Raw genomic sequence first — 25,468 nt, 5'->3', positions numbered from 1 at the left:
GAGGGAAAGTAGAATAAAAAAAATTCAGAAAATGATACAGAAGAGAAAAGCGCATGGAACAAGTATATTTATTATCGTAAAAATTACAAAGAAGGTTTTTAGCCATTCATATACATAAGAATTTTTAGAAATAGATCACTCCCCCTTCATCTTTAAATGACATTTTTCGCTATACTAGGGATTCTTTATCTTTATCATAATCAATTCTTACAACAAATCTTGTAGAACCATGTCATAAATAAAAAAACAGAAGCCAATACGGCTTCTGTCGTAATGAAAGAATTAACGGCTAACAGCCCTCATCATAAACGCATCAACTTCATTCTCCGGCCCAACAAATTCAATATCCGTGCCGATTGCTTCAAAGTGCTTGCGGGCAAACTCGATTTTTGCCGATTCGCCCGGGCGCAAATCTCCTTCCCATTCCTGTCCTTTTGTCTCTAGAACGAAGTACAGCTTTTCTTCCCCGTCTTTCTCAATGACAAGCGCCCAGTCAGGATTGTAGGAGCCAATCGGCGTGTCAATTTTAAACCAGCTTGGCAGCTTCACATATACTTTTACTTTTTCGTCGTTTTCAAAGCGTTTGGCAAACCGTTCTTCCACAACCGAATCATAGACGATATGGTCAAACAGCGACTTTTCACTCGGAATCGCATTGTCGTTTAAATAGGCAAGCAATTCCTCGTTTTGGAACAATTCGACCGCATAATACGCATCGTCACCGATTTTATAATATTTCACACCGTCTTTTAACAGTTGCTTCATTTCGCGCTGGATGATCTTTGTCGCTTCTTCGATAAACTTTTGCGGATTGTTTTTGAAATCGTCAAGCCGCTTGCAGCCGGTTAAGATGCGGACGATCGTCTTACGCGTTAAATTCGTACGGTTTTGCAGCTCGGTAATGACATCTGGAAGCGTATGGTGCAAGCTGACGTAATCTTCGACGCTTTCGCTTACCGTTTGCGCCTGTACTCCTGTCACGCGGTCGATTTCCACTTTTCCCTTGCGGCTTAAAATTCGAATTTTCTCTATGCGCGGCATCGTTTGAATGCTTTCGATGCACTTTTGAATCAATTGTTCGCTGTCGAAATCGACGGAATAAACCGTTTTATACTTGATTTTGTCCCATAACTGTCTGAATTCTTCCTGATTGAATACGGACATATTTAATTTCACTTTTTTCTTTTTGGTTGCGTCTTTGATCGGCAATGCTTGCAAGTGGCGTTTTATTTCTTTTACGATCACCGAAATCCATGGCTGAAACTCCGCCCTTAAGCGCAAGTCATAGTTTTCTATCGCTTCCTTCAATTGTGAGGTGACCATGCTATGCTTGTCGATATAACCGTTTCGCTTTAATTCTTCATATAATTTTACCGATAAGTCGTAACCCATTTGCACCGGCTCTTCAGTCTTCTCGTCGACATAGACGAGCTTGGCAAATATATGTTTTTCGATTTTGCCAAATTTGACGCCCGTATCTTCTTCGATTTCTTTTTGCAGCGTCGCGACAAATTCTTTGTACGATTCGTTCGCCATAACCGTTAACGTGTTGACGTTATAGTCTTGGACACGTTCCCCGTTTTGGTTTACCGCTAAACGTAAGCCGCGGCCGATCTCCTGTCGTCTTGATACATATGTCCCTGCTGAATCTTTTAATGTACAGATTTGAAACACGTTCGGGTTGTCCCAGCCTTCGCGAAGTGCCGAGTGTGAGAAAATAAAGCGAAGCGGCTCGTCCAAGCTTAATAAGCGCTCTTTATCTTTCATAATTAAATTATATACATCCGTATCCGCTTCTGTGCTCTTACCTTCTCGTGAATCTTTCAGCTTTCCTTTTTTATCTTGCGCAAAATATCCATCATGAATTTTCTCTATGTCGATATCGACATCGATATCATTAAATAACGTCCGGTATTTTGGCTTTTGAATTAATTTCTTATACTCTTCTTCAAACATGACCGCATATTTTCCTTTGACCGGGTTGCCGTCTTTGTCATAATCACGATAGTTGGCCACCTTATCAATAAAGAAAAGACTTAACACTTTAATGCCGCGCGGTCTTAGACGCAGTTCTTTATCTAGGTGCTCCTCAATCGTTTTGCGGATTTGATATCGTTTAATCGTATCGTCATCTATGTCGCCAATGGCATCGCCCACCCGTAAATAATGACCGTTTACTTCAATGGACTCATTTCCTTCTGTCCAATCAATTTGTTCCACCATATAGCCACGGTACAATTCCCGTTCCCCAGAAATATCGTATAAATCGTCCCCATACTTCACTGTTTTCGTTGTTCGTTTCACTTTGCCGCGCGTTTCAACATCAAGTTCAATTTTTGCTTTTCCTTCTTTTACTTCTACTAATTTTATATAAGGGACGTTAAATGATTCTTCAGAACGGACGGACATTACTTCAATTTTCTTTACGAGTTTTTGATTATAGGCATCCATTGCATCAAGGCGATACACCATGTTGTATTTATCGACATGGGTAGCCGAATAACGCAACGTACATAACGGATTTAGCGATGCGATCGCCTCTTTGGACTTCGGTGTCGTATCGACACTTTGCGGCTCATCGATGATGACAATCGGATTCGTTTGTTGAATGAACTCTATCGGACGATAACCGTTTAGTCGGTCGTTCGTCCGGTGAATGACGTTCGCTTTATCTTCTTTTTCCGGGTCTTCAAAACTTTTACGGAAGGCATCGATATTAATAATCATCACTTGAATCGTTGTTGCCGTCGCAAAGTTACGCACTTTATCGAGCTTTTGCGAATCATAAATGAAGTACTCTAACGGCGTACGGTTGTACAACTCGTCAAAATGCTCTTTCGTAATTTGCAATGACTTATACACACCTTCGCGAATCGCCACAGATGGCACGACAATGACAAACTTTGTAAAACCGTAATGTTTATTTAATTCAAAAATCGTCCGTAAATAAACATACGTTTTCCCGGTCCCCGTCTCCATTTCGACAGAAAAATTCATGCCATCGAGCGTTTCGCTGCGCGGCAAACCGTTCTTCATTTGGATGGCTTGGACATTTTTTAAAATTTCTTGAGGCGTAAGGTCTACACGGTTTCCTACGCCTAAAGCTGTTTGAATCATCCCTGCTTCTTCTTGCGTACCATAATATACAGTAAAGTTGGACTGTTTCATTTGTTGGCCTTTAAAAATTTGCACAACGGAATCAATCGCCTGCTTTTGGTAGTCTAAGTCAGAAATAAACTTTAACTTCATGGCTTATACACTCCTAACGTCCGTGATTCCGTTCTTTTTCAATGTTTGAATCGCATTTGTTTTCACGGAATCATTGATGAAACTAGACTCTTTGAAAATCACTTTTGGTGTCATGTGCTCTGACTGATGTTTCATCATCTCATTAACAATGTCTAAATCAATCTCATCTTCTAGACATAATAAAACGGAACCAAATCCGACTTTGTAAATCGTTTTCCCGTTATAGTCAATCTCTTCGATTGGCGTTGTGAGCGGCAAACCGATTTTAAGTAAAATTTCATACAACAAGTCTTCTTTTGTACGGTCTTGTTTTATGTTATCCTGCAAATCGAAAAGGGTTTGCTCCAAGTTGTCGAAATCAGGATCCCATGTTTTCACGTTCGAAGAATCGAGCTTAAACACTTTAAAGCCGATATCTAAATCCGTTTTTCCTGTTTCCTCGACAATCTTATCGCCTGCACGACGGATGCGTTCTTTTCCGATTTCGCAAATATTTTTATAACCGGCTTTATATGCTTCGTCATTTTCTTTGAGTATTTCCGGCAACTGAACCAATATAAATTTATTTTTTCTACTTGTTGATTTTGCATTCGACAATATTACTGAATGGGCAGTAGTGGCTGAACCACTAAAAAAATCTAAAATAATATCATTATCATCAGTTAAAAATTCAATAAAATATTTAATTAATTCAACAGGTTTTGGATTTGAGAACACATGGCGGTTAAAAAGATTGAAAACTTCCTCTGCTCCAGTACTAGTGTTTCCTTTATCATCCAAAATGCTTCTAGGCTTTTTTCCTTTTGGTAATCTTTGTTTAAATTGAACTGACCAGCCATTTTCAGTTTTAACAAATCGTATTTCTCCCTCTTCTAAATCTTTATAAAATCTATCTTGCGATCTTAACCAACTAATCTTATTTCCATATTCATCATATTCCAATACTGTTCCATCTGGACAAGTAATTGGATAATATTGCTTTCCTGATTTTCTTTTAAATGTATCCCAATAAAACTTTCCTTTTTCATCTTCTTCTTTGTATCGTTTTAAATATTCTTCAGAATATGCTTCAAAGAAAGGAGGGAGCACATTTAGATTTTTTGCAAACATGACAATATACTCATGCTCAACTGCGATAAACTTTGAATCGTTTCCTCCCCCCTTTTTATTTTGCCAAACAAAATCGCAAATATGATTTTCTTCTCCAAAAATTTCTTCACACAATTTTTTCAGATTAGTAATCTCTGAATCGTTAATACTTATTAGTATAACTCCATCCTCTCTCAACAGATTCCTTGCCAACTTTAACCGCGGATACATCATATTCAACCAATCAGTATGAAATCTTCCATTCGTTTCTGTATTAGCCTTTGTTGTTTGCTCTGTCATTTCCTTGTAATTTTTAATATTATCACGGAAGTCATCTTTATACACAAAGTCCTTCCCCGTATTATACGGTGGGTCAATATAAATCATCTTAATCTTGCCAAAATACGATTTTTGCAACAGCTTTAGTACTTCGAGGTTGTCTCCTTCAATATAAAGGTTTTCCGTTGTATCCCAGTTTTTGCTTGACTCTTTGTCGAGTCTCAATGTTCCTGTCGACGGCGTTTGTGCCAGTTTCATCGCTTGCGTTTTGCCGTGCCAGGTGAATTCATATCGTTCGTTGCGTTTTTCAATTTCTTCTCCAAGCACAAGTTTTAATTTTTCAAAGTCGATTTTTCCTTCGGTAACGACTTCCGGGAATAACTGCTTTAACGCTTCAATATTTGTTTTCACTAAATCCATCGATTTTCCGTCTAGTTTTTCCATGATGGTTCTCCTTTCATTGCAATTGTTGTTTCAACTGTTCCATTTGTTTTGTTAGCTGTTGAATTTTAATATTCATCTCTACTTTTCGATTAAACTGCGTTTCTTTTTTCATTTTATTTTTCCATTTCGTTATTTCCGCTTCGTATGCTTGGATTTGCGCAATGAGCTGCTGTTGTTTGGCATATTGCTTTTCATCTTTAATAAGATAAAACGTCCCCGTAATACCGGCTTGCTGTAATGCTTGCACCGCTAAGTCAAATTCTTTGTAGTACTCAAAAAAGTTATAGAACGAGATGCTCGTAATATGAACGGCACGCAAAAACTTCTCAACCGTTTCATCATGAGCATGTAAATCAATCCAAGGGGTGTAATGAAAATGTTCTAGTACGACTTGAGATGAATCGACTTTATTTAATCGTTTTAGGCATGTACTGACTTGGATTCGCTCTTGTTTCTCAAAAACAATCACCACGGGATTCGGAAGCGCCCCTTGGATGATTTCACCGATGACCAGCAGATGATTGTCTTTCGCTTCCTCCCTCAGTTGAATCGTGATAAACATAACCCCTTCATAATGGTAGTTTTCATTAATAAATGGCTGGATATTGATAGTGTTCGAGGTTAATAAATAACTTAATTCAATCCGTTCAATATATTTCGTAATGTAGTCTTTTTCTTTTTTGTTTAAGTCGGCGAAGTCGTAGAACATCTTTTTATCTAATTTTTTATGGAGCGGGCGGACTTTATCATCAAGTCCAATCATACGGTAAAACGTTAATCCAGCCATCGTTCTCACCCTTTTATAATGAGATAAGAAATGATTTCAAAATCCTGCAGGCTTGTATTCGCATTTGTGACGAGACTGTCTAAATTCCCTAGACTAAAAATGTTAAGCGTCAATTGTTGGTCGATCTTCCCGACAATATCTTCCACTGCTTTTTCCAACAGCATTTTGTACTGTCCCATCTCTTTGCCGTTCTTTGTTTCTTCATAAAACGCCGCATATAATTGTGCTTCGACTTCCTTTTGCCCATTGCATAGCGAGCGATAAATATCAAGAATTTTTTTGATGTGAACATGGTTATAAAGTACATGCCCATCCTCTTTTATATACACCAAATAATATGGATGGAGCGCATTTTGTTCATTAGAAGCTGTAAAGTTGTTAATTTGTTTTAGGCAAAAAATAACTCCAGGTTGAATTTCCGCACTCAGTTTTTCATTTTTATTCGTTGTGATACTGAATAAACCTAATGGAGCCTTCTCGATTACATCTTTATTGTTCTTCATGAAATTTAATAAATCCATTCGGAAATCATCCATCGTGAAATCCGTTAACGAAATATTTCCCGAAATATCCTCTAAATCAATCACTTCATTTTGCAATTTTTCTAATTGTTTTCTGCGATATTCTAAATCTTTCATTTCGTTGCTGTTGTCAGCGATGACGTTTTCTTCCCCAGTAGAAGAAATATCAAGGATGGTCATTCGGTCTTTCACCCTGCCGACTAGATTAATATATTCGTCTAACTCCATCGACGGCCAAAAGTTCACTAACTGAATGCGTTCATTTTTGCTTCCAAGCCGGTCAATGCGGCCAAATCGTTGAATAATGCGCACCGGATTCCAGTGAATATCATAATTGACGAGATAATCGCAATCTTGCAAGTTTTGTCCTTCGGAAATACAGTCGGTTGCGATGAGAATATCAATTTCTTCCGTCATAACCGGCATGACTTTTGCTCTTTCTTTGGAAATAGGTGAAAAGTGCGTTAAAATGCTGTTGAAGTCAGCTTTCGGTACGATAAATGTTGTTCTTGGCCGATCTTTACCTGTAACAACCGCACAATGAAGCCCAAATTGTTTAGAAACCCATCGATGTAAATTTTCGTATAAATATTTTGCTGTATCGGCAAATGCAGTAAAAATGAGTAGTTTTTTGTTTTGTCCATTGATTGGATGTTCGATTTTCGTTTGAATAACTTTTTTAAGAGCTAATAGTTTTTGATCGCGATTTGGATTGATTCGTTTTGCATGTTGCAATAACTTCAGCAAAATTTCCCGATCATATAACAAATCTTGTTTCCAACGAATGAGATCTATATCACGAAGCAAAATTTTTACTTTTGCACCAATGAAGGCATCTTCCAATTCTGAATCTTCTGTATCCATGTCATCGAACTCGCCGATGCTGTCACTTGTTGAATAATGGTTAATTTTGGAAATACAAGAGTCAATTTGAGCAATAATGCTTTCTAACGTTAACGAAAAAGAATAAACGCTGCTTTCAAGCCGTTTTAATAAATTTGTTTTCATTAAATAGACGAGGTTGTTTTCTCGGTCCGTTTGTTTAAATACGCGCCCATTAGCCACTTTCGTATCGTACTTTTCGTGATAAAACGCCTGCATATGAGGCAAAATATACTTCATTGGTGAATAAAGAGCAAAGCGCAAGCGCAAAATATCATTATTAATTACGGAAAGTGGGGGAAATTCATTTTCCACATCAATCTTTTCTTTCATATTAATTGGCTTTAGGCGTTGTGGAAATTTTCCAATATCCTTAACATTGTAATATTTTTCAATATGACGACGGGAACGGGCAATCGTCAACGAATCAAGCAACGTAAAATAATCCCAGCTTAACATGTCCAATAACCGCTCCGTTGTCCGCTCTTCTTCCGACAAGTTGCTCCATTTGTTAAACTGTGACTGCGCCCGCCGAATCGCTTGGTTGATGCTTTTAATGTTTGCTGTTTCCGCTAACGCTTTGTCATTTCCTTCTGTAATAAAAGCAATTTGGTTTTTTAAATCATCCAGCTTGTTGTTCACTGGAGTAGCGGAAAGCATCAGCACTTTTGTTTTAACTCCAGCTTTTATAATGTCATTCATTAACCGGGCATAACGGGTGATATGGCTTTTCCTTGGATCGTTGTTGCGAAAATTATGCGACTCATCAATGACGACTAAATCATAATTTCCCCAATTCACATACTGCAAATTAATATCGCCACTATACCCGCTCTCCCTTGATAAATCGGTATGATTCAGCAAATCATAAGAAAAACGGTCTTCAGCTAATATATTCCGCTTATCATTGGAACGGTAAATCATCCAGTTTTCCCGTAATTTTTTCGGCGCAAGAACTAACACGCGGTGATTACGGAGTTCATAATATTTAATAACCGCTAACGCTTCAAACGTTTTTCCGAGGCCGACACTATCGGCAATAATGCAGCCGCCGTACGTTTCGATTTTGTTGATGGCCCCAATTACACCATCGCGCTGAAAATCGTACAGTTTATTCCAAATCACTGTATTTTCAAATCCGGTTCTCGTTTGTAACGCCTCGTAATCTTTCGTATCTTGTAAAAAATCTTTGAAAAGATTGTAGAGTGTAACAAAGTAAATAAACTCCGGCGAATTTTCTTTATACAATACTTCTAAACGACGCAATATTTGTTCTTTTACATCCTGCAAGGCGTACTCGTTTTGCCAAATCACATCGAATTTCCTGATAAGCTGGGCATTTGTCGCAGCATCATCAACGATATTATTAATGTACATACTTGAGGAGTTGCTGTAGCCTAATCCCGGACTTGAGAATGGCGCCCCGCCGACAAGGCCGATTTTCGTTCCGTCTTTGTTTTCGACATGATATAACCCACCTTGAATCCGTTGATTAGTGACTGACTTAATTTGTGCTTTTTGTTTCAGCCATTTGGCAAATTCTTTGGCGATATATGCTTGATTTAATTTTGTTTTATACTTTTGCTCTTCTTCGACTCCGTACAATAACGCCTCGTTTTTTTCTATTTGCTCTTTTAATAAATTGTCACCTTGCACGAAAGCCGGTTCTGTAAAAATAAAGCGAAATTCTTCTAACTGAAAAAGCTCTTTCTTTAATTCGACAAACGCATATAACGTAAAATGAGCAGCCGCAACAGACAGCTTACTGCCCTTTGTTATGTATTCTTTCAAGACATCTCCCACTAAACCCGTTTGTTTATTATCAATAATCCCTTTTGACATGTTCCAGTCTGAACTCCTTTATTAGAATACCTATTCAATGTGCTGAGACAGAAGACCATATCGTTATTTCAGCATAATTACATTATACTAAAACAACAACAAAAAATTTTGATGAATTTTGTTGAAAATTTATGTGAGTATACACATTTCACCAATAAATAAAAAAACTGACTACAATGGTTCTCCTTTCTCCACCTTGTAGTCAGCTTTCTGTAAACGAGTAATTCAAAAACTTAACTTCACCCCCGAGCACACCCAGCACTAGCAACAAGAGAGTTGGTAAAAAAACTCAAGGTTCCATTCGCAAATGCTTCAGCATAACATCTCGTCTATTACTTGCCGCACCCCGCTCCTTATTTGTTTCTCAAAAAACCCTTTTACAGCAAACCGAGCGACAATAAAGAGCAATGTGCTTATTGTCAATGACATCGCGACCTAAACAAAAAGGTTATATCATTTCTAACTGCAAATCATACACCATATTTAAGTTTCGTTCCTTTAATGGCGGAATAAGTTTCCCACAAACGCTTATATTTACTTTCAATTGTGGGAGAGCTTTAAGATGAATGGAGTGAATTTTTGCTACATAATCCCCATCGTTCTCCATAAGCTGAAACATAAATTCACTATAAAAGGCTGGAATATATCCTAACTTACGCCCTTGGCTTGTTAATACAATCACTGCTTTCGGATCTTGTTCATTCTCTGGCTCTAGTTGAAACTGTACCTTTTTCTCCGATTTTTAGCTGTTTAAGGATTTGTTCCCCTTCATAATATCTCCAGCCAGCAATATAAAAATCAAAGTCAAAGTGATTTCCGTACACATAAATAGGTGCTACAAACTCATATGAATCAGTCGCAAGCCTGCCGCCGGTAGCTCGCAATAAATCCATTTCCGTATAATCACTTGACAAGCCGTGCGTCCGCAAAATTTCTGGGAAATCAGGGCGGCGACGATCAGGCAAACGTCGTTCGAAAGGTCCGAATAGCCTGTCAGAAACGTATATTTTATCGATATCACGAAACGCTAAATGTGGCTGATATCCGTTTTCTAATGCGTCTAATAATCCCCTTCTTTTTCTGCTTTTTTCATAATAAAATACATATTTGCCTTCGTGATGTACTAAATTCCCAATATGATATCGCTGGCGCGTACGTTCGTTTTGCCAAATAAGCCAAAGTACAAAAGGACGGGTCATTTATTTCCCCTCCGTATACCAATTTATTAGCCACTCTCTTCGATATTGTAATAATTTTAATACCCATTCTTTTTAAACTTTACTCATTGCTTCTTCTGAAATTTCATTTAAAATGACAAGTATTTGCTTTTCATTTATTTGACTTATTCTTTCAACCATTTCTTTTGTTTCTTGTGGATATAATTGATAAATAAAATTTAATAACTCTCTATATTTTGGTTTCTTTTTGTCAGGCAATCCTATTAAAGAGTAGCTTCGGTTAGTAAAAGCTGTAAACATTCTTTGATCTTGAAACATTTTTAGGATACGTTCTTCCTGTAATTGATATCCTAGCGATGCTCCGTTATCATATATAGGGGCAAGCTGATAACCTGCTCGATCTTGATTTGCAATTAGCGCATCGAATATGTGTATTTGAATAAAGTCTCTTTCAAGACTAAATTCGGATAATACTTTTATTATATTTGGAAAATCGTAATACTTTAAGCTGTATCTATCAAAATCTTCGGCAATGGTAAAAAATAAATCTCCGCCTTCATAAAATTCCTTATCATCATGGACAAAGTTTTCTGATAAAATACCTCATATACCATTATAGACTGCTAAATCAGCTTTCATTGTTTTTAATCCCATTAGTTGTCCGATTTTCTTGGAAGTACGAAATGGAATCATAATCTGCTGAAATGTGATCGAGGAGATTTTATTATGATTAACATGAAACTGCAATTAAGAGGAAGTTAGAGCAAATACTGTTGCAAAAATATTAATCTTCCATTCCAATGTTGACTCAATTATTTGGGGTCAATTAAATATTTGTTCATCTTATATAAAAGACTTTGTCGAGATATGCCTAGTTTTCGGGCTGCAGAAGCTGCTTGTCCGTTTGATTCTTCTAGAGCCTGCACGATGAATTGTTTTTCTATTTCTTCTAATTTTTCTGGAAGGGGTTTATTCTTTTCACTTTCAATTGGAAAGCTTTCTTGAACAAGATTTTCATACCTGCTGTCTCTTATTTCTCTGGGGAAGTCTTCGATGGATAGCCATTGATCACGACATAGAACTACAGCTCTTTCAATTGCGTTTTCCAATTCTCTTACATTGCCTGGCCAATGGTATTGAGTTAAAGTTTCTATTATTTTTTTGGATATTTGGAAATTTTTATTATACCTTTTCCGCTGTCTATTCAAAAATTCTTCTGCAAGTATCGGTATATCTTCTTTCCTTTCTCGTAAAGGCGGAATATAAATATCTACAACATGCAGCCGATAATACAAGTCTTCACGAAAGCGCCCTTGTTCCACCATTTTTTTCAGATCTCGATTCGTCGCAGATATAATCCTTATATCGACATTTCTGATGGTGCTGCTTCCTAAACGCATAAAGGATTTTTCCTGTGTGACATGGAGAAGTTTAGCCTGCAATGATGGGGAAATTTCACTTATTTCATCTAAAAAAATTGTACCGCCATTTGCCGCTTCGAATTTCCCCGGACGGCTCGAATTGGCGCCGGTGAAAGCTCCTTTTTCATATCCAAACAATTCACTCTCTAGTAGTTGCTCCGGGATTGCTGCACAATTTATTGATACAAACGGCCCCTTGCTTCTCTCGCTAAGGTCGTGAATCAGCTTTGCAATCAAACTTTTTCCCGTTCCGCTTTCCCCCTGAATCAGAACTGTCGCATCTGTATTTGCTACCCGCTCCACAAGATGAAAAATTCTTTTCATGGCAAGGCTTGTTCCGATCAATTCTGATTGTTTCTCAATATCAATTAATTTTTCCTTTAAAAGCTGATTTTCTTCCTTCATCTTTAACCATTGTGAAGCTTTTTCAATTACTACGACAATTTCATCCAATCTTACCGGCTTTACAAGGTAATCAAAAGCTCCTTCCTTCATCGCGATGACAGCACTTGGAATATCCCCGTAAGCAGTCATGATAATATAAACTTTTTGCGGATATAAACGATTAAACTCCTGCAGCAGCTCCAGCCCGTTTATATCAGGAAGCATTAAATCAAGAAATACAATTTCCGCATTCTTTTCATTAAATGTCCTTCTGGCTTCATAACCATTAGGTGCAGTGTAGACACGATATCCTTTTTTTTCTAAAGCGGAACTAATAATTTTTAAAAGCTTCACTTCGTCATCAACCAATAAGATTTTTCTCATTGCCATCACCTATTTGTTCTAATCTGGGAAGTTGGACGTACAAACTAGTACCGCTCCCTTCCACACTTTCCGCCCATATTTTTCCGTTATGCTGGACAATAATTTCGTGAGCTATAGAAAGTCCTAATCCAGTTCCTTCTCTCTTTGTAGAAAAGAAAGGATTAAAAATCCATGGAAGCTTTGACGCTGGAATTCCGACACCGCTATCTTCTATTTGAACCATGCAATTTTTTTCGAATTTTTCGACTTTAATCAGCAAAGTTCCTCCTTGTTCCATAGCTTGCATACTGTTTATCAAAATATTTAGAAACACTTGTGTTAATCCGTTTTGGTTGGCAAGGACATATACTTTTTTCTCTGCATATTGTTTGATGACCTGAATCCCTTGATCTTTCATTTTTTTTCTTAAGTGAGATAATAACTCATCTATGACAGCAATAACGTTTATCGTTTCTTTGATGTTATCTTCCTCACCTTTCGAAAGTTTTAAAAAGTTAACGAGTAATTGATTCATTCTTTGAGATGTCTCTAAAATGTCATTGGTAAGCTCGGCAATGATGCTATTTTCAAATTGCAGCTCTTTGATTTCCATAGATATTGCTTCTGCAGCTGCTTGCACGATACTTAGCGGATTCTTTATTTCATGAGCTATTCCGGCTGTCAGTTGTCCCAGGGAAGCTAATCGTTCACTTTGCCTTAAATATTCTTCTAATTTTTTTATATGACTTACATCTCTAATGACTATGATCGTCCCTACTACTTTATTACCTTCTCCATGATATAAAGAAGAATGGATTTTTACATCGTGTTTCTTTTTATTTTTATCAAAAATGTAGCTTTCTACGTCATCAAACTCTTTTCCTTCCTGTAATGTTTTCCATGAAAGAAAAACATCCTTATTTTCCTTAATAGGGAGATCAATAATATTCCTTCCAATCGCTTCTTCCCTGCTAAATAATGTGAGTTCCTCAGCTCCTCTGTTAAATGTAGTAATTTTTCCATTTTTATCAGTTGTAATGATTGCGTAAGGAATTGATTCAAGAATATAAAACATCCTTTGCTCGTTTTCTTTTAACTCTCCAGCCATTTGCCCCATTGTTCTTGATAATTCTTCTATTTCATCATTGGTTTTAATAGGTTCAAAATTCTTCTGTTTATTTTGGTTGTATTCTTTTACTTGTTTCATTAATTGAATAATCGGACGAACCACCCGATTTGTCCAAAAGACCGTTAGTCCAGCGGCAATAAATAATACCGCTGTGAAGCCCTTTAGCAGCAATATTCTGACATCTATTGACGATTGCATTGCCTGCTTAATTGGTTCGCCTACGATAAGTCCGAATCCGATCATCGATAAAGGCCGATACGCTGCAATCATGTGTTGATGAAACAGTGTACCTTCCCATATGCCGAATTTTTCTTTATTCAGATAATCGCGTATGGGGTGTTCTTTTAAAGAAAAACCGATCGTCTCCAGCTCACTATGCCCGATTATTGTGCCGTTTCTGTCAATGATCGCATTGACCCCGAGTTCACCAATCTTCAATTCTTTTAGATATTCAGAAAGCATTTGCAAATTGACGAAAGCTACGACCCCGCCTTTATACATTCCATTTTCATCGATTGAAGGATATGCGATGGCAATAGACTTCCTTCCATCCTCAAGTGTAATCATATCGGAAATGTAGTAGGTTTTGCTCCAGGAAAGGTAATTGTGCATGTCTTCAAAGCTTTTAGCATCTAAAGAAACGGCATCTGGCACCTTAACCACAATCTTGCCTTCTGAATTAAAGGCTTGAATGCTCAAATAAAGAGGTTGCTGAACGACCATTCTTTCCATCTCGGACAAATAAAAATCTCTATTTTTCTCTGTAACTTTCAAAACGTATGCGGAGGCGACCCGTAAGTCGCTCGTCATACTTTGAATAATATCACTAATACGTTTGCTCAGCGTCCTGGCAATCAATTCATCCCGATACGCAATCTGATCACTAAATGAACCTTCCATGACACGTATCGTGAGCCAATAAAGGAACGACAAAGTAAAGAAAATAACAATTAATGTTATAGATAAATACCGTTTGGTCAATTTTGAACCAAAAACGTTCATCTTTCATTCCACCTAATATATAAAAATTTCGACAGCCCGAAGTTAGAAAAATCCTGACTATAGGATTGTCCCCTAATTTTGGCCGCTTATTTTAGGTGATTCTTGAAAATTCCCTTTCTTGGCTAGAAAACGAAATCCTCTTGCCTTATATTCGAACTTCCACGAATGAATGACTTTGTTTTCGCTCTTTTGGCGGAGGATTAAATATTTAAAATAAATCGGTCGTAAAAAACATATACTTCAGCACAGATCGATAAGCCTGTTGCAGTCAAACACATTCCTTCTCCAGTAAACGATGAAACGCTGGGACGTCCTAGACGGAATTCCATGCTCTTACAGACAGCCTCAAAAGAAAGAGATATTCTTGAATCGTATCTCCCGGTTTTGTCAGAGAGCAGCCGGGTGCTGGACGTCTCCAGCATACTGTTTTTTCTCGACTTTTCCATTTTGGCGGTAATAGCAGATCGTGCGATTGATTCCTAAAATCTTTTGTAATTGAATTTCCATTCTTGTTCCACATCTCGGCTTCTTCCTGCTATTCAATAAGCGAAGGTTCTTCTTCTTTTAAATTACTCCATAATACATTTCTAAACATAAATTCTTGAATTGGTCGTCCTTATCCTTCAATTTTTTACTTCTGCTGAAAGGATTTCTTTATCGCTTTTACCCATAAGTGCACGAGATTCGGGCTGAATACATCCCATCAACCCGCTAATGTTTTAATGCTTGTTTCGCTGTTTGCAGCATAAATTTCTTTCCTATATATCAAAAGCCCCCATCATTTGGTCACTTCGATTATGAAAAACAACTTTTTCAAGTGTCCAAATTCATTAGGGGGTGTCGGATTTATCAAGAGTAAAGCATAATGAAAGTTATATTCTTATATTTCAGTAGACAAGCCGTTTATAACAAAACGTTCTTCTAGATTGAATTAATTTTTCTTGGTTAAACCACCAATCATTTTGTATAGTTTCGAAGTTTGCCACTAAAACCTCTTCTTGATTTGAAGAAGCTCCCACAGGTGAATCTAATCCGTAGATGGGATCTAACGTATACAACCCGCTTCTTCCTAAAAATTTCTTTTCAGTCCCTACAAAGTTTGAAACAATCGTGTATGCTTGGGCGCCAGCAGCGATGGCATCCCAAGTTGAAACGGAGCCTTGCGGATATTTTTTTCTCGATATGCTGCTTTTTAAATCTCTTCCAAATTCTCCTTGCCAGCTTGACGGTATAACTATCATATCAGCTCTCTTAACCGCCAATACCCCTGCAACTTCTGGAAAAACCGCATCGTACCCGATCATGATTCCGATATCACCGATAGCTTCTGAATGAAAGACCTCAATTTTATCCCCGGGGGTCGCCCAAGCTTTTTCGGCATTGTGTAAATGTGTCTTTCTGTATATTCCCATGATTTCGCCTTTCGGACCAGCAAGAATCGCCGAATTGTAGAGATGGTCGCCTTGTCTTTCCACAAACCCAAAAACCATATGAATGCCGAATTCCTTTGCGAGTTCCAATAACTTTTGCACCCAAATGCTGTCCAAAGTATCGGATAATGCAAAAATATCGTCTGCTTTTAAGTGATCCACGGTCCCAGTAAGAGAAAGCTCCGGCAGCACAACTAAATCCAATTTGCTTTTTTCTTTACTCTCAAGCGCAACATTTGAAATCATGCGTTTAATCTTGACTAAATTCGCTTCCTTATTTCCCAAAGCTGGTTCGTATTGTACAATCGCAGCCCAAATGTTTCTGGAAGCCGCCGTTTTCTTAAAATCCCATGGTGCTTTATATAACATCAAGTCTTTATAAAGTTCGGGTCTTCTTTCTGCAAATCTTTTTTTGACCGGATTATCATACTTTGCAGGGTCAATTTGACAGTAAAGAATCGTTGGGGCATCAACCGCATTTTCTTTTGTTTCAACCAAATCAGCCTCTGCGAGCTTTTCCCCTTCCGGCGACCAGACCGAACTGGCCCCGATCATATGATAATCGTTCTCCGCATTTGAGCGGTTGGCGCTGATGATGTATAAACCATTTGCTTCCGCTCTGGCCTGGAGAACCGCAACGGATTGTCCAGTAGAATTCGTCAAGAATGCGAGGATATCAGCACCTTTTAGTGCGGCTAGACGAGCTGATTCAAAATAAATCATATCCATACAGATGTTTATAGAAATATTGCCTATTTCCGTATCAAATACAGGAATTTCTTCATCTCCACCAGCAGCCCAGTGTACCTCAGTTTCCCACAAATGAATTTTTCTATATTTTCCAATATATCCGTCTGGTCCAATCAATGCAGCTGAGTTATAAAAAATGTCCGTTTCAGGATCGATTTCAGGCATGCCTATAACAATATAAGAAAAGTATTTTTTTGCGATTTTCTCGAAACATCGGGTGGTAAAGCCAGGGATCGTATCAACGAACGGCCGTATCGCTTCCCGGTCTCGGTAAAAATAGCCAGTTGTCGCCATCTCGGGAGTTACAATGAGTTTTGCTCCGTTTCTAGCTGCCTCTGCTACGGCGTCATATAAAGCCTTAATATTTTCGTCTCTTTCGTTCAGCTTTGGATTAAATTGTACGCATGCCACTTTAAACGGTTTTTTAGGTTTTGCCATCTCCTTCCCTCCACTCTTTCTAATCCGCATGCTTCCGCAAGGACATCATGATGCCTGCACATGCTTGGTTTATCCGAGCTGTTATCCCCTTACAGCTACAAAAAGTTAGATACCCAACAATTGTTTTGGATTGTGTACAATCATCTGTTCTATTTCAGCTTCAGTAATTCTCGATGATAACATGTCTTCTACAAAGCTGCTTAGTGCTTTGACCGAGGGAATGTTATGCTCCTGCCCATAATCTGTAACCAGTACACACGCTTTTGCCCCCAAGCGTTTTATGTTTTCTGCCATCTCTTCTATTGAGAGATCATGAAAATCACTGCTGCAGGCCAGATAACATTTTTCTAAAATCGCTCCTTTTTTACTCAGTTCTCTCTGAAAATCAAACGGAATGGGGGCGATTCCTAAATCAACATGCTGGATTAAAATTTTCTCCACTTTGTGCTGCTTTGCGGCTTCAACGAGAGCCATCACTTCTTCCGGATTTAAATGACCAGTTGCCAAAATGATGTTTGCTTCAGCGATTAAAGAAAGGATTTCATGAACTTCAGGAAGAATTTTGCGATTTTCATCCCAGATCTCAAGACCATTTTCAGGTTGAATTAATGGACGATCTGTATTAAAAAGACGAGTCTTCTTTCGGCCAAAGTGACAGCAATGCTCTTTCGCTGAAACGGTTGGCATCCATATAATTTTCGCACCTAAACGAATAGCGACATCGACCGCAGCTGGAGACAAACCGCCAGTAAAATGGTTGCATACCAAACCGCCGTAAACATGCAGGTGCGGTTCTTTTTCCCGTATCAAAGCAGCCCGATCAACCGTCTGAGTTTCATGGGCTTTCAAAACAACTCCGGCCATTTTAGCTCTTTTAACATCTTCAATTAATTCCCAATCCGTTTGTTTTCTTGGAAAAATGCTGGGGTAGCTATGGCAATGCAATTCTATCGCATCTTTTAATAGCGGATGATATGATGTCATGATCCCATCTCCCTTTCTTAGTAGTGCGAATACACCCAGCTGATATTCACTGGGCGTATATTTGGCTTCTTTACTTTAAATTGTTTTCAGATAATGCGGAAAAAGTTCCTATATATTTCCCGAAGAATTCCGCCACCTTTTGCAACAATTTTCTGAAAACCGGATGATCGTGATACATGAAATCATTATGTTTTCCATCGATCAAATAAAATAGTTTCGGCTCTCTTGCATTTTCATATAAGGAAATAGACTCTTCCACCGGATGGAGCAAATTGTCTTTTCCATGGGCCACAAACAGAGCAGTTGGAGAAACATCCGCCACGACTTTTTCCGCGTTCATTTGAATGATCGACTCGGTAAATTGCAATGCAGTCAGTTTGCCAAAATGAGTGAGCGGCGCCAATTCTTTATCAACGTAATCTTTTGTTGCAGGGTCTAAAGGATAATGGATAAATGCGTCTGCCAGTAATGATTGTCCCGTAGTAACCCGATGGATCCTATCTTCTTCAACCGTTTGCAAAATTCTCGCCCAGTCAACATAGGAATGGACCGTCTTAAGCCATCGTTCTCCGTTAAAAAAACCGTTCAAAGCAGCCACCGCTTTTACCCGTTTATCACTGGCCGCAACCCTTACCACGTTTGAAGCACCCATTCCCCAGCCTATTAGACCGATACGTTCAGGATCCACTTCTTCCTGAATCTGCAGGAATGAAATCGCATTTTTTATATCTTCAACTTGTTCGTCCAAGATCACTCTCCCCTTGATCCCTTCGCTGTTGGCGAATCCCCTGTAATCAAATCCTAAACAGACGTAACCAGACTCCGTAAGATTTCTCGCAAAAAGCCGGGGATAAAAAACATTAAGCCCGTTGTAACCTGAATTCGGGATAATTGCAGGTCTTTTTTCTCCCGGTTGGTAATCATCCGGAAGGTATAAAGTACCATCTAATTTATACCCTTCGCTGTAAAAGCTGATTTTCCGTTCTTTCATCGAATTCTCCTCCTAAATCAATTTAAGGGTTTGCAGCTTTATATCAGGTTAAGAAATACGTGATTTGGAAACGGTGACATTGCTTTTTGGCAATGTCTCGCACTGTAACACACTTCTTACTCTGTCCATCTCATTCCATCAATGATTGATTCATTGTAGAAACCGCTTTTTATTCATTTTCCTTGCGTAAAAGATCGGAAAAAAACGTATAAGTACGGTCTGCCATAATCGGTAAATATTCATGACCATATTCATAGTAAAAAACCATTTCTTTTTTTGACTTAATTTTGTTATAAACGGCAAACTGCGTAGACGGAGGACATTTTTGGTCTTCTAGAGCAATCCCCCATAAAACATCAGCACAAATCCGATCAGCTAAATGCTGAATATCAATATAACCCAATTTGTAAAATATTTCTTCTTCCCGTTCATGTGTGGGATCTAAATATCGAAAATAATAATGAATTTCCTCATACCCGGTATTTTTCATATCCAATTCTTGTGCCCGTCTATAGTCTGATAAAAAGGGATAGAGCACAACAGCTTTTTTTATCACCGATGGTTCCAGTGCGGCACACGCTAAAGCTAACGCTCCTCCTTGTGATTCGCCGTATACGCCAATTCGATCACGATCGACATGCTCCATAGAGCATAAAATTCTTACCGCTTGAGCCGTATCTAAAAAAACATTTCGATAATAAAGTTGATGAGGATTTGGATCGTCAATTCCGCGAATAATATGACCCTTTAATGTCGAACCTTTCACTCGCAGATTATCCTCTGACTTTCCTCCTTGGCCGCGGCAATCCATTGCCATCACAGTAAAACCGGATGCGGCATACGCCAGTTTATTTACCCAGTCCCCGCTGTTCGAATGGTATCCGTGAAACCATACTAACCCTGGTGTTTTCTCCTTCTGCACTTTCGGTTTGACTAACTGACAGTGAATCTTCGCCCCGCCAACTCCAGTGAAATATAAATGATAGCAGTTCGCCACAGTCGTTTGAAATGCTGCCGGAATCAGCTCATAATGCAACGATTGAACCGATAATTCCTCCAACGCTTGACTCCAATAGTCAGCAAAATCAACCGGTTTCGGATTTATTCCTGTATATTTCTGTAATTGCGCTAACGGCATATCAAACATTATGAACGTCTCTCCTTCCCAAGTACCGCATCCAAATTACATAGATTTGGCAGGCTGAGCCAGCAGCAACACTGGCCGCCCCAATAACTTCCTCCCCTTATGTCTAATTCGTTTCATCAAACGTCGATTAATGAATGCAGAAATTCGTACCAACACTAATTTCCATAATCTGCTGACGGTTATTTATAAATAAACGAAAGAATAAAGGCTTTATTCAGCAAGACAGCCGTTATTGTTAAAATGTGCTGCCAAAATGTTAAACACCCTTTGGAACTGAGTCATAGGCCATCACCTTCTCATCAACTAAATATTTTCTGATAGCCTGTTCGTTCCATTCGATGCCCAAGCCGGACCCTTCAGGTGGTACAAGTGTACCGCGCGGAGTAACTTGCAGCGGGCTGTTAATAATTAAATCAAAATTCTTAACATCGGTGCCTATAAATTTTTCCAAAATTGCAACTTCTCTAGTGGCACATCCTAAATGTACATGAACATCCCAATGGTAATGCGGAGCAATGGTTACTCCTTGCGCACTTGCCAAAGCTGCGATCTTAAGCCATTCCGATACACCGCCGCACATGGTTGCATCAGGTTGGATATAATCTAAAGCGCCCTGCCGGATGAGCTCCTGGAATTCCCAGCGTGTAGCTCCAACTTCTCCAGTAGCAAGCGGAATGGACGTTTGTTTTCGCAGGCGTACATAGGCTTCCATCATATCGATAGGGAGCGGTTCTTCAAAAAACGTAATATCGTATTCTTCTACTCTTTTACATAATTCGATGCATTCATTGACGTCCAGGTAAGCTTGGTTTGCGTCAATCATCAGTTTAACGTCTGGACCGATTAAATCCCTGACAAGTTTTACACGTTTGGCTTCTTGGACTGGATCCAACCTGCCAACCTTGATTTTCACGGCACGAAATCCTTGATCCATATACCCTTGTATTTCTTGTTCCAGTTTCGTAAAGACTTCTAAGCCTTCGTAATAGTATCCGCCAGAAGCGTAACACGGCACTTCTTCACGGTAAGCCCCAAGCAATTTATATAATGGCATCCCAGCCAATTTAGCCTGATGATCCCAAAGGGCTATATCGATTGCTGAAAGAGCATGTAAGAGGTTTCCTCTTCGCCCTGCCCGTACCGTTTGCCAGTACATTTTTTCCCATATTTTGTTGATATTGCGCGGATCTTCTCCGAGCAGCATGGGCACCAGCAAATCGTCCATTGCGGCTTTCGCTGCCCGACCGCTTATATCCTGCAGGCAAAATCCAACGCCCTCGATACCTTGATCAGATTGGATCCTCACCAGGATATGTTCACGGTGCGTCAAAGTCTTAATTGAAAATCCGACAGGTCTTTCTAAAGGTATACGAATCCACTGTGTTATCACTTTAGTAATCTTCATTGAGCAATCATCCTTTCTTTTTAAAAAAATTGCAGCCATAGTGTATTGTCCATATGCAAATTTCTTTACGATGTAACCGCATTCGAGTAGAAGCCGCCGATCGTGCAATCGACAATATTAATCAATGCTTCTTTTTTTCGAAAACGGATATTAGCTTTTTGATATCTCCCATTACACTTCCTTGAAAAAATTTTCAAAAGCTCTCTATTGAACTAATCTCGAATCATCATTTAATCAAGTTTTGGGATGTGAGCCATTCTCTGGCAACTTCCGCAACATCTTTATGTTCAACGTCCACCATGTAATTCAATTGAATCAACGTTTCAGAATTTAGACGACTCGACAATTCATTCAACTGATCAGCCAGCTCCTCATTTTTTTCCAAAGATTCTTCTCTAACGACAGGTGCTGCATTGTAAGCTGGGAAATAATGTTTATCATCTTCCAATATGATCAAATTGAATTCTTTGATACGTCCGTCAGTAGAAGTGCCGATAGACGCATCTACTTGTCCTTCTTTTAATGCGTTAGGCAGCAGCCCGGTCTCCATTTTGATAACATTTTTTGGCTGGAATTTAAATTCATATTTTTTCTCCAATCCTCTTAACCCGTCTTGTCGTGCATAAAATTCGGCATTGGAAGCAAATTTGATCTCCTTATGATTGTTCACATAATCGGCCAGATCAGAGATCGTCTTGATTCCCAGTTCATTCGCTTTCTTTTCGAGCATCATAATCGCATAGGTATTGTTCAATTCGGCCTTGTTCAGCCAAACCAATCCTTTTTTCTGATCGATTTCTTTTACTTTCTCGTAGGCTGCATCAGGATCTGTTTCCACAGGCTGATGGTTATAGATTACTAACGCAGTACCCGTGTATTCCCAATAAAGGTCGATCTGTCCATTTTCTAAAGCTTGTCGAACAACAGTACTCCCCATGTTCGTTGCTTCTTTGACATCATAGCCTTTTTCTTTCAAGTAAATGGAGGTAATTTTCGTAAGAATGTGCTGTTCGGTAAAGTCTTTGCCTCCAACTGTAATCTTACCTTTCGATTGATTGTCGGATGTACGATTCTCATCCGTTGAAGTTTTTGAATTCGAAGTTCCACAAGCAGTCAGCATCAACATTGCAATAAGCAGGAATACGAAGCTCCTCATTCTCTTCACATTGGATTTCATGTTCATCCTCCTCGCTTTCTTATACTGTTTCCTCGTTCCGTTGAAGTCCTTTTGGGATGATAATCTTCTCTAGTTTTCCTAGCAGAAAATCTAATGTAATAGCCAAAAGGGTAACCGGTACAGCTCCCGACAGCATAATTCCAGTGTCATATAACGATATGCCGGTAAAAATTAAATCTCCTAGACCACCTCCTCCAATCAGGAATGCCAGAGCTGCCGAGCCTACGTTGATCACAATGGAAGTTCGTATGCCCGCTAAGATGGCGTATAATGCATTCGGCAGCTCGAGCTTCCATAGAATCTGCCATGAGGTCATTCCCATTCCTTTTCCCGCATCGATGATAGATGGGTTGACGCTTTTAATACCTACAACCGTATTTCGCAAAATCGGCAATAAAGAATAAAGCCAGAGGGAAAACACAGCCGTTGTATACCCGATGCCCAAATAACTCATAATAAGAGCCAGAACGGCTAGGGTGGGGATCGTTTGACCAATGTTCGCAAAATTGATTACGATCCAATCATATTTCTTGAAGCGAGGCCGCGTAATAAAGATTCCCACCGGAACGGCAAACGCCACCGCCAACATTGCAGACAAGCCTACTATTTTTACATGCTGTTGAAGCAAGATGATCAAATCGCCGGGGTTATCTTTGATAAATTGAAATGCTCCCTCAAAATAAGCCCATATAAACAGACAAATGATTAATAGCGTTATAGCTATACGAAAGGACAGCTCTAGTTTTTTTCCTCGCACTAAAATCACCCCTGATTTACGATCGGCTTTAATTTCTTCGTATGGATATCCGTAACGATCTCAAAATCATCTAAACTTAACAGTCCGATCCTGCGATCTTTTTCGTCAACTACCCAAGCATTCCCCGTCGGCGAAGACAAAACAACCGAAAGCGTCGTTCGCAAATCGGTATTCACTTTCACAACAAAATCATGATAATCATTTCTTGTCGTTCTCTTTTGAAAGTGATCAATCTTGCTTATTAAATCTTTGACAGTGAACAAAGTCAGCCGTTTTAATTCCCTGTCGCTTCCTACAAAATCCCGCACAAAATCATTCTTTGGATTAGATAAAATTTCATCAGGAGTTCCATGCTGCATTAATTGACCCGATTTAAAAATCGCGATCTTATCCGCCAATCGGATCGCTTCATCAATATCGTGACTGACGAAAAGAATCGTCTTTTTCACATTTTCTTGAATGCGTAAAAACTCATTTTGTAAACGCTCTCTTATGAGCGGATCAAGTGCACCAAAAGGTTCATCCATCAGCATGACGGGCGGATCTGCCGCAAGCGCCCTCGCAACGCCGATACGTTGTTGTTGTCCTCCAGACAATTCCCAAGGAAACCTTTTTCTGTATTCTTCTGGATCAAGTCCAACCATTTCCATGAGCTCATTGTATCTTTTCTTGATCTTCGCCCGATCCCATCCTAATAAATTTGGAACGACTGAAATGTTTTCCTCGATTGTCATATTCGGAAACAATCCGACTTGCTGAATTACATAACCAATGGAGCGCCTTAATTCAATCGGATTGAGCTTACTTATATCTTTTCCGTCAATGAATATCGAACCATTTGAAATCGGAATCAAACGATTGACCATCCGCAACAGCGTTGTTTTTCCGCATCCAGAAGGTCCAAGAAACACGCATATTTGCCCTTTTTCGATATGAAGACTGACGTTGTCTACTGCTTTTACTTGTTTGTTTCCACTTTCATAAAGCTTTGACACGTTTTTAAACTCTATCATTTTTTCACCTCTTTTTCTTAAACTTCTTTTAATCTCGTCACTTTTGGCACCTTTTGAGAAAGCTTTTTCTGAATTCTTCCTAAAACAAAATCTATTGTAATGGCTAATATGGATACCCCGATTGCACCCGCTTGAACCATCGTTTTATAGCTTGTGGAAATCCCTCTTGCGATATATTCGCCAAAACCACCTGCTCCGATATAAGCTGCTATTGTTGCTATTCCAATAATAAGAACGACAGCCATTCGCACACCAGCCATAATTACCGGAAGAGCTATGGGAATTTCTACTTTGTACAAACGTTCCCATGTAGTCATTCCCATTCCAATTGCAGCATCACGAACATTTGGATCAACATTTTTAATTGCTACATAAGTGTTTCGAATAATTGGTAATTGTGAATAAAGAAATAATGCGATAAATGCTGGTACAAACCCGATTCCTTGATTGATGATTGACAAAATCGGAATCATAATTCCGAACAAGGCTATGCTCGGAATGGTCATAATGATCCCGGCCACGGTTAATACGAGATTCGCTAAGATTTCTTTCTGGCTGATATAAATCCCGAATGGAACTCCGGTTATAATGGCGACACCTACTGACAGCCCAACCAATTCAATGTGTTTCCAAGTCATACGAACAATATCATGCCAATTTAAAAAAATGAAATCCAACAATTCCAAATAACAGCCCCCCTTTATCAATTCAATTTAAAATTATTGAATATTGCGAAATAAATGAATATTTACAATTCATCTATTTAACTATAATGCAAAATGCATGCCAACTTATTAGCAAGTAAA

The 25,468-nt window shown here is 38.8% G+C and carries 16 protein-coding genes and 1 pseudogene; all 17 read right to left on the bottom strand.

The genetic code is table 11. The features are described from left to right. Positions 1-282 precede the first annotated feature (282 nt). The 17 genes and pseudogenes from NSQ94_RS08970 to NSQ94_RS08890 all read right to left on the bottom strand — a co-directional run bounded on the left by NSQ94_RS08970 (position 283) and on the right by NSQ94_RS08890 (position 25,348). A complete protein-coding gene (locus tag NSQ94_RS08970) occupies positions 283-3,249 on the bottom strand; it encodes a DEAD/DEAH box helicase family protein (protein WP_339209846.1) in 2,967 nt (988 codons plus the stop codon). A gap of 3 nt (positions 3,250-3,252) precedes the next feature. Continuing rightward, positions 3,253-5,061 (bottom strand): site-specific DNA-methyltransferase, encoded by a 1,809-nt coding sequence (locus tag NSQ94_RS08965; protein WP_339209847.1) that lies wholly within the window; start codon positions 5,059-5,061, stop codon positions 3,253-3,255. 13 nt (positions 5,062-5,074) lie between these two features. Continuing rightward, positions 5,075-5,848: a DUF4391 domain-containing protein gene (locus NSQ94_RS08960; protein WP_339230622.1), complete on the bottom strand. Its 774-nt coding sequence runs from the start codon at positions 5,846-5,848 to the stop codon at positions 5,075-5,077. Positions 5,849-5,853: 5 nt separating this feature from the next. Beyond that, complete coding sequence (locus tag NSQ94_RS08955; protein WP_339230620.1) at positions 5,854-9,093, bottom strand: helicase-related protein; 3,240 nt, start codon at positions 9,091-9,093, stop codon at positions 5,854-5,856. Between the two features lie 448 nt (positions 9,094-9,541). Continuing rightward, positions 9,542-10,292: pseudogene (locus NSQ94_RS08950) on the bottom strand (HIRAN domain-containing protein). Positions 10,293-10,364: 72 nt separating this feature from the next. Then, positions 10,365-10,589: a hypothetical protein gene (locus tag NSQ94_RS08945; RefSeq protein WP_339230618.1), complete on the bottom strand. Its 225-nt coding sequence runs from the start codon at positions 10,587-10,589 to the stop codon at positions 10,365-10,367. A gap of 494 nt (positions 10,590-11,083) precedes the next feature. Further along, complete coding sequence (locus tag NSQ94_RS08940; RefSeq protein ID WP_066247500.1) at positions 11,084-12,460, bottom strand: sigma-54 dependent transcriptional regulator; 1,377 nt, start codon at positions 12,458-12,460, stop codon at positions 11,084-11,086. After that, entirely contained in the window at positions 12,438-14,570 is a 2,133-nt protein-coding gene (locus NSQ94_RS08935; protein ID WP_339230616.1) for an ATP-binding protein, read from the bottom strand. The genes NSQ94_RS08940 and NSQ94_RS08935 overlap by 23 nt, the downstream gene beginning before the upstream one ends. Before the next feature lie 887 nt (positions 14,571-15,457). Further along, entirely contained in the window at positions 15,458-17,188 is a 1,731-nt protein-coding gene (locus tag NSQ94_RS08930; protein ID WP_339230614.1) for a nitrilase-related carbon-nitrogen hydrolase, read from the bottom strand. Positions 17,189-17,293: 105 nt separating this feature from the next. After that, positions 17,294-18,172 (bottom strand): DUF6282 family protein, encoded by an 879-nt coding sequence (locus NSQ94_RS08925; RefSeq protein ID WP_339230612.1) that lies wholly within the window; start codon positions 18,170-18,172, stop codon positions 17,294-17,296. Between the two features lie 70 nt (positions 18,173-18,242). Then, positions 18,243-19,163: an alpha/beta fold hydrolase gene (locus tag NSQ94_RS08920; RefSeq protein ID WP_339230610.1), complete on the bottom strand. Its 921-nt coding sequence runs from the start codon at positions 19,161-19,163 to the stop codon at positions 18,243-18,245. A 169-nt stretch (positions 19,164-19,332) separates the two neighbouring features. Beyond that, on the bottom strand, positions 19,333-20,313 hold the full coding sequence (locus NSQ94_RS08915) for an alpha/beta fold hydrolase (protein WP_339230723.1): 981 nt from the start codon (positions 20,311-20,313) through the stop codon (positions 19,333-19,335). Positions 20,314-20,566: 253 nt separating this feature from the next. After that, positions 20,567-21,700 carry a mandelate racemase/muconate lactonizing enzyme family protein gene (locus NSQ94_RS08910; RefSeq protein WP_339230608.1) on the bottom strand — a complete coding sequence of 378 codons (1,134 nt, stop codon included), beginning with the start codon at positions 21,698-21,700 and terminating at the stop codon, positions 20,567-20,569. Between the two features lie 241 nt (positions 21,701-21,941). Beyond that, positions 21,942-22,892, bottom strand: coding sequence for a glycine betaine ABC transporter substrate-binding protein (locus tag NSQ94_RS08905; protein ID WP_339230606.1), 951 nt, complete (start codon positions 22,890-22,892; stop codon positions 21,942-21,944). A gap of 19 nt (positions 22,893-22,911) precedes the next feature. Continuing rightward, positions 22,912-23,649, bottom strand: coding sequence for an ABC transporter permease (locus NSQ94_RS08900; RefSeq protein WP_339230605.1), 738 nt, complete (start codon positions 23,647-23,649; stop codon positions 22,912-22,914). A gap of 5 nt (positions 23,650-23,654) precedes the next feature. Further along, positions 23,655-24,662, bottom strand: a complete 1,008-nt coding sequence (locus tag NSQ94_RS08895) for an ABC transporter ATP-binding protein (protein ID WP_339230604.1) — start codon at positions 24,660-24,662, stop codon at positions 23,655-23,657. A gap of 17 nt (positions 24,663-24,679) precedes the next feature. Then, the gene (locus tag NSQ94_RS08890; RefSeq protein ID WP_339230602.1) at positions 24,680-25,348 is read right to left on the bottom strand and encodes an ABC transporter permease; all 669 of its coding nucleotides are present in this window, start codon (positions 25,346-25,348) and stop codon (positions 24,680-24,682) included. Between the last annotated feature and the right edge of the window lie 120 nt (positions 25,349-25,468).

It is taken from the genome of Aeribacillus sp. FSL K6-2833, from assembly GCF_037965815.1.
GTDB classification, from domain to species: Bacteria; Bacillota; Bacilli; order Bacillales; family Aeribacillaceae; genus Aeribacillus; species Aeribacillus composti.
Note: the sequence above shows the minus strand (reverse complement) of the source record. Positions and strands in the feature narration are given on the sequence as shown.

Bases quoted from the DNA above. Each gene is read 5' to 3' on its own strand.
- NSQ94_RS08895 (WP_339230604.1), bottom strand. From the start codon at position 24,662: ATGATAGAGTTTAAAAACGTGTCAAAGCTTTATGAAAGTGGAAACAAA.
- NSQ94_RS08935 (WP_339230616.1), bottom strand. From the start codon at position 14,570: ATGAACGTTTTTGGTTCAAAATTGACCAAACGGTATTTATCTATAACA.
- NSQ94_RS08905 (WP_339230606.1), bottom strand. From the start codon at position 22,892: ATGAAATCCAATGTGAAGAGAATGAGGAGCTTCGTATTCCTGCTTATT.
- NSQ94_RS08925 (WP_339230612.1), bottom strand. From the start codon at position 18,172: ATGACATCATATCATCCGCTATTAAAAGATGCGATAGAATTGCATTGC.
- NSQ94_RS08965 (WP_339209847.1), bottom strand. From the start codon at position 5,061: ATGGAAAAACTAGACGGAAAATCGATGGATTTAGTGAAAACAAATATT.
- NSQ94_RS08920 (WP_339230610.1), bottom strand. From the start codon at position 19,163: ATGAAAGAACGGAAAATCAGCTTTTACAGCGAAGGGTATAAATTAGAT.
- NSQ94_RS08960 (WP_339230622.1), bottom strand. From the start codon at position 5,848: ATGGCTGGATTAACGTTTTACCGTATGATTGGACTTGATGATAAAGTC.
- NSQ94_RS08970 (WP_339209846.1), bottom strand. From the start codon at position 3,249: ATGAAGTTAAAGTTTATTTCTGACTTAGACTACCAAAAGCAGGCGATT.
- NSQ94_RS08940 (WP_066247500.1), bottom strand. From the start codon at position 12,460: ATGAGAAAAATCTTATTGGTTGATGACGAAGTGAAGCTTTTAAAAATT.
- NSQ94_RS08955 (WP_339230620.1), bottom strand. From the start codon at position 9,093: ATGTCAAAAGGGATTATTGATAATAAACAAACGGGTTTAGTGGGAGAT.
- NSQ94_RS08930 (WP_339230614.1), bottom strand. From the start codon at position 17,188: ATGGCAAAACCTAAAAAACCGTTTAAAGTGGCATGCGTACAATTTAAT.
- NSQ94_RS08945 (WP_339230618.1), bottom strand. From the start codon at position 10,589: ATGTTTCAAGATCAAAGAATGTTTACAGCTTTTACTAACCGAAGCTAC.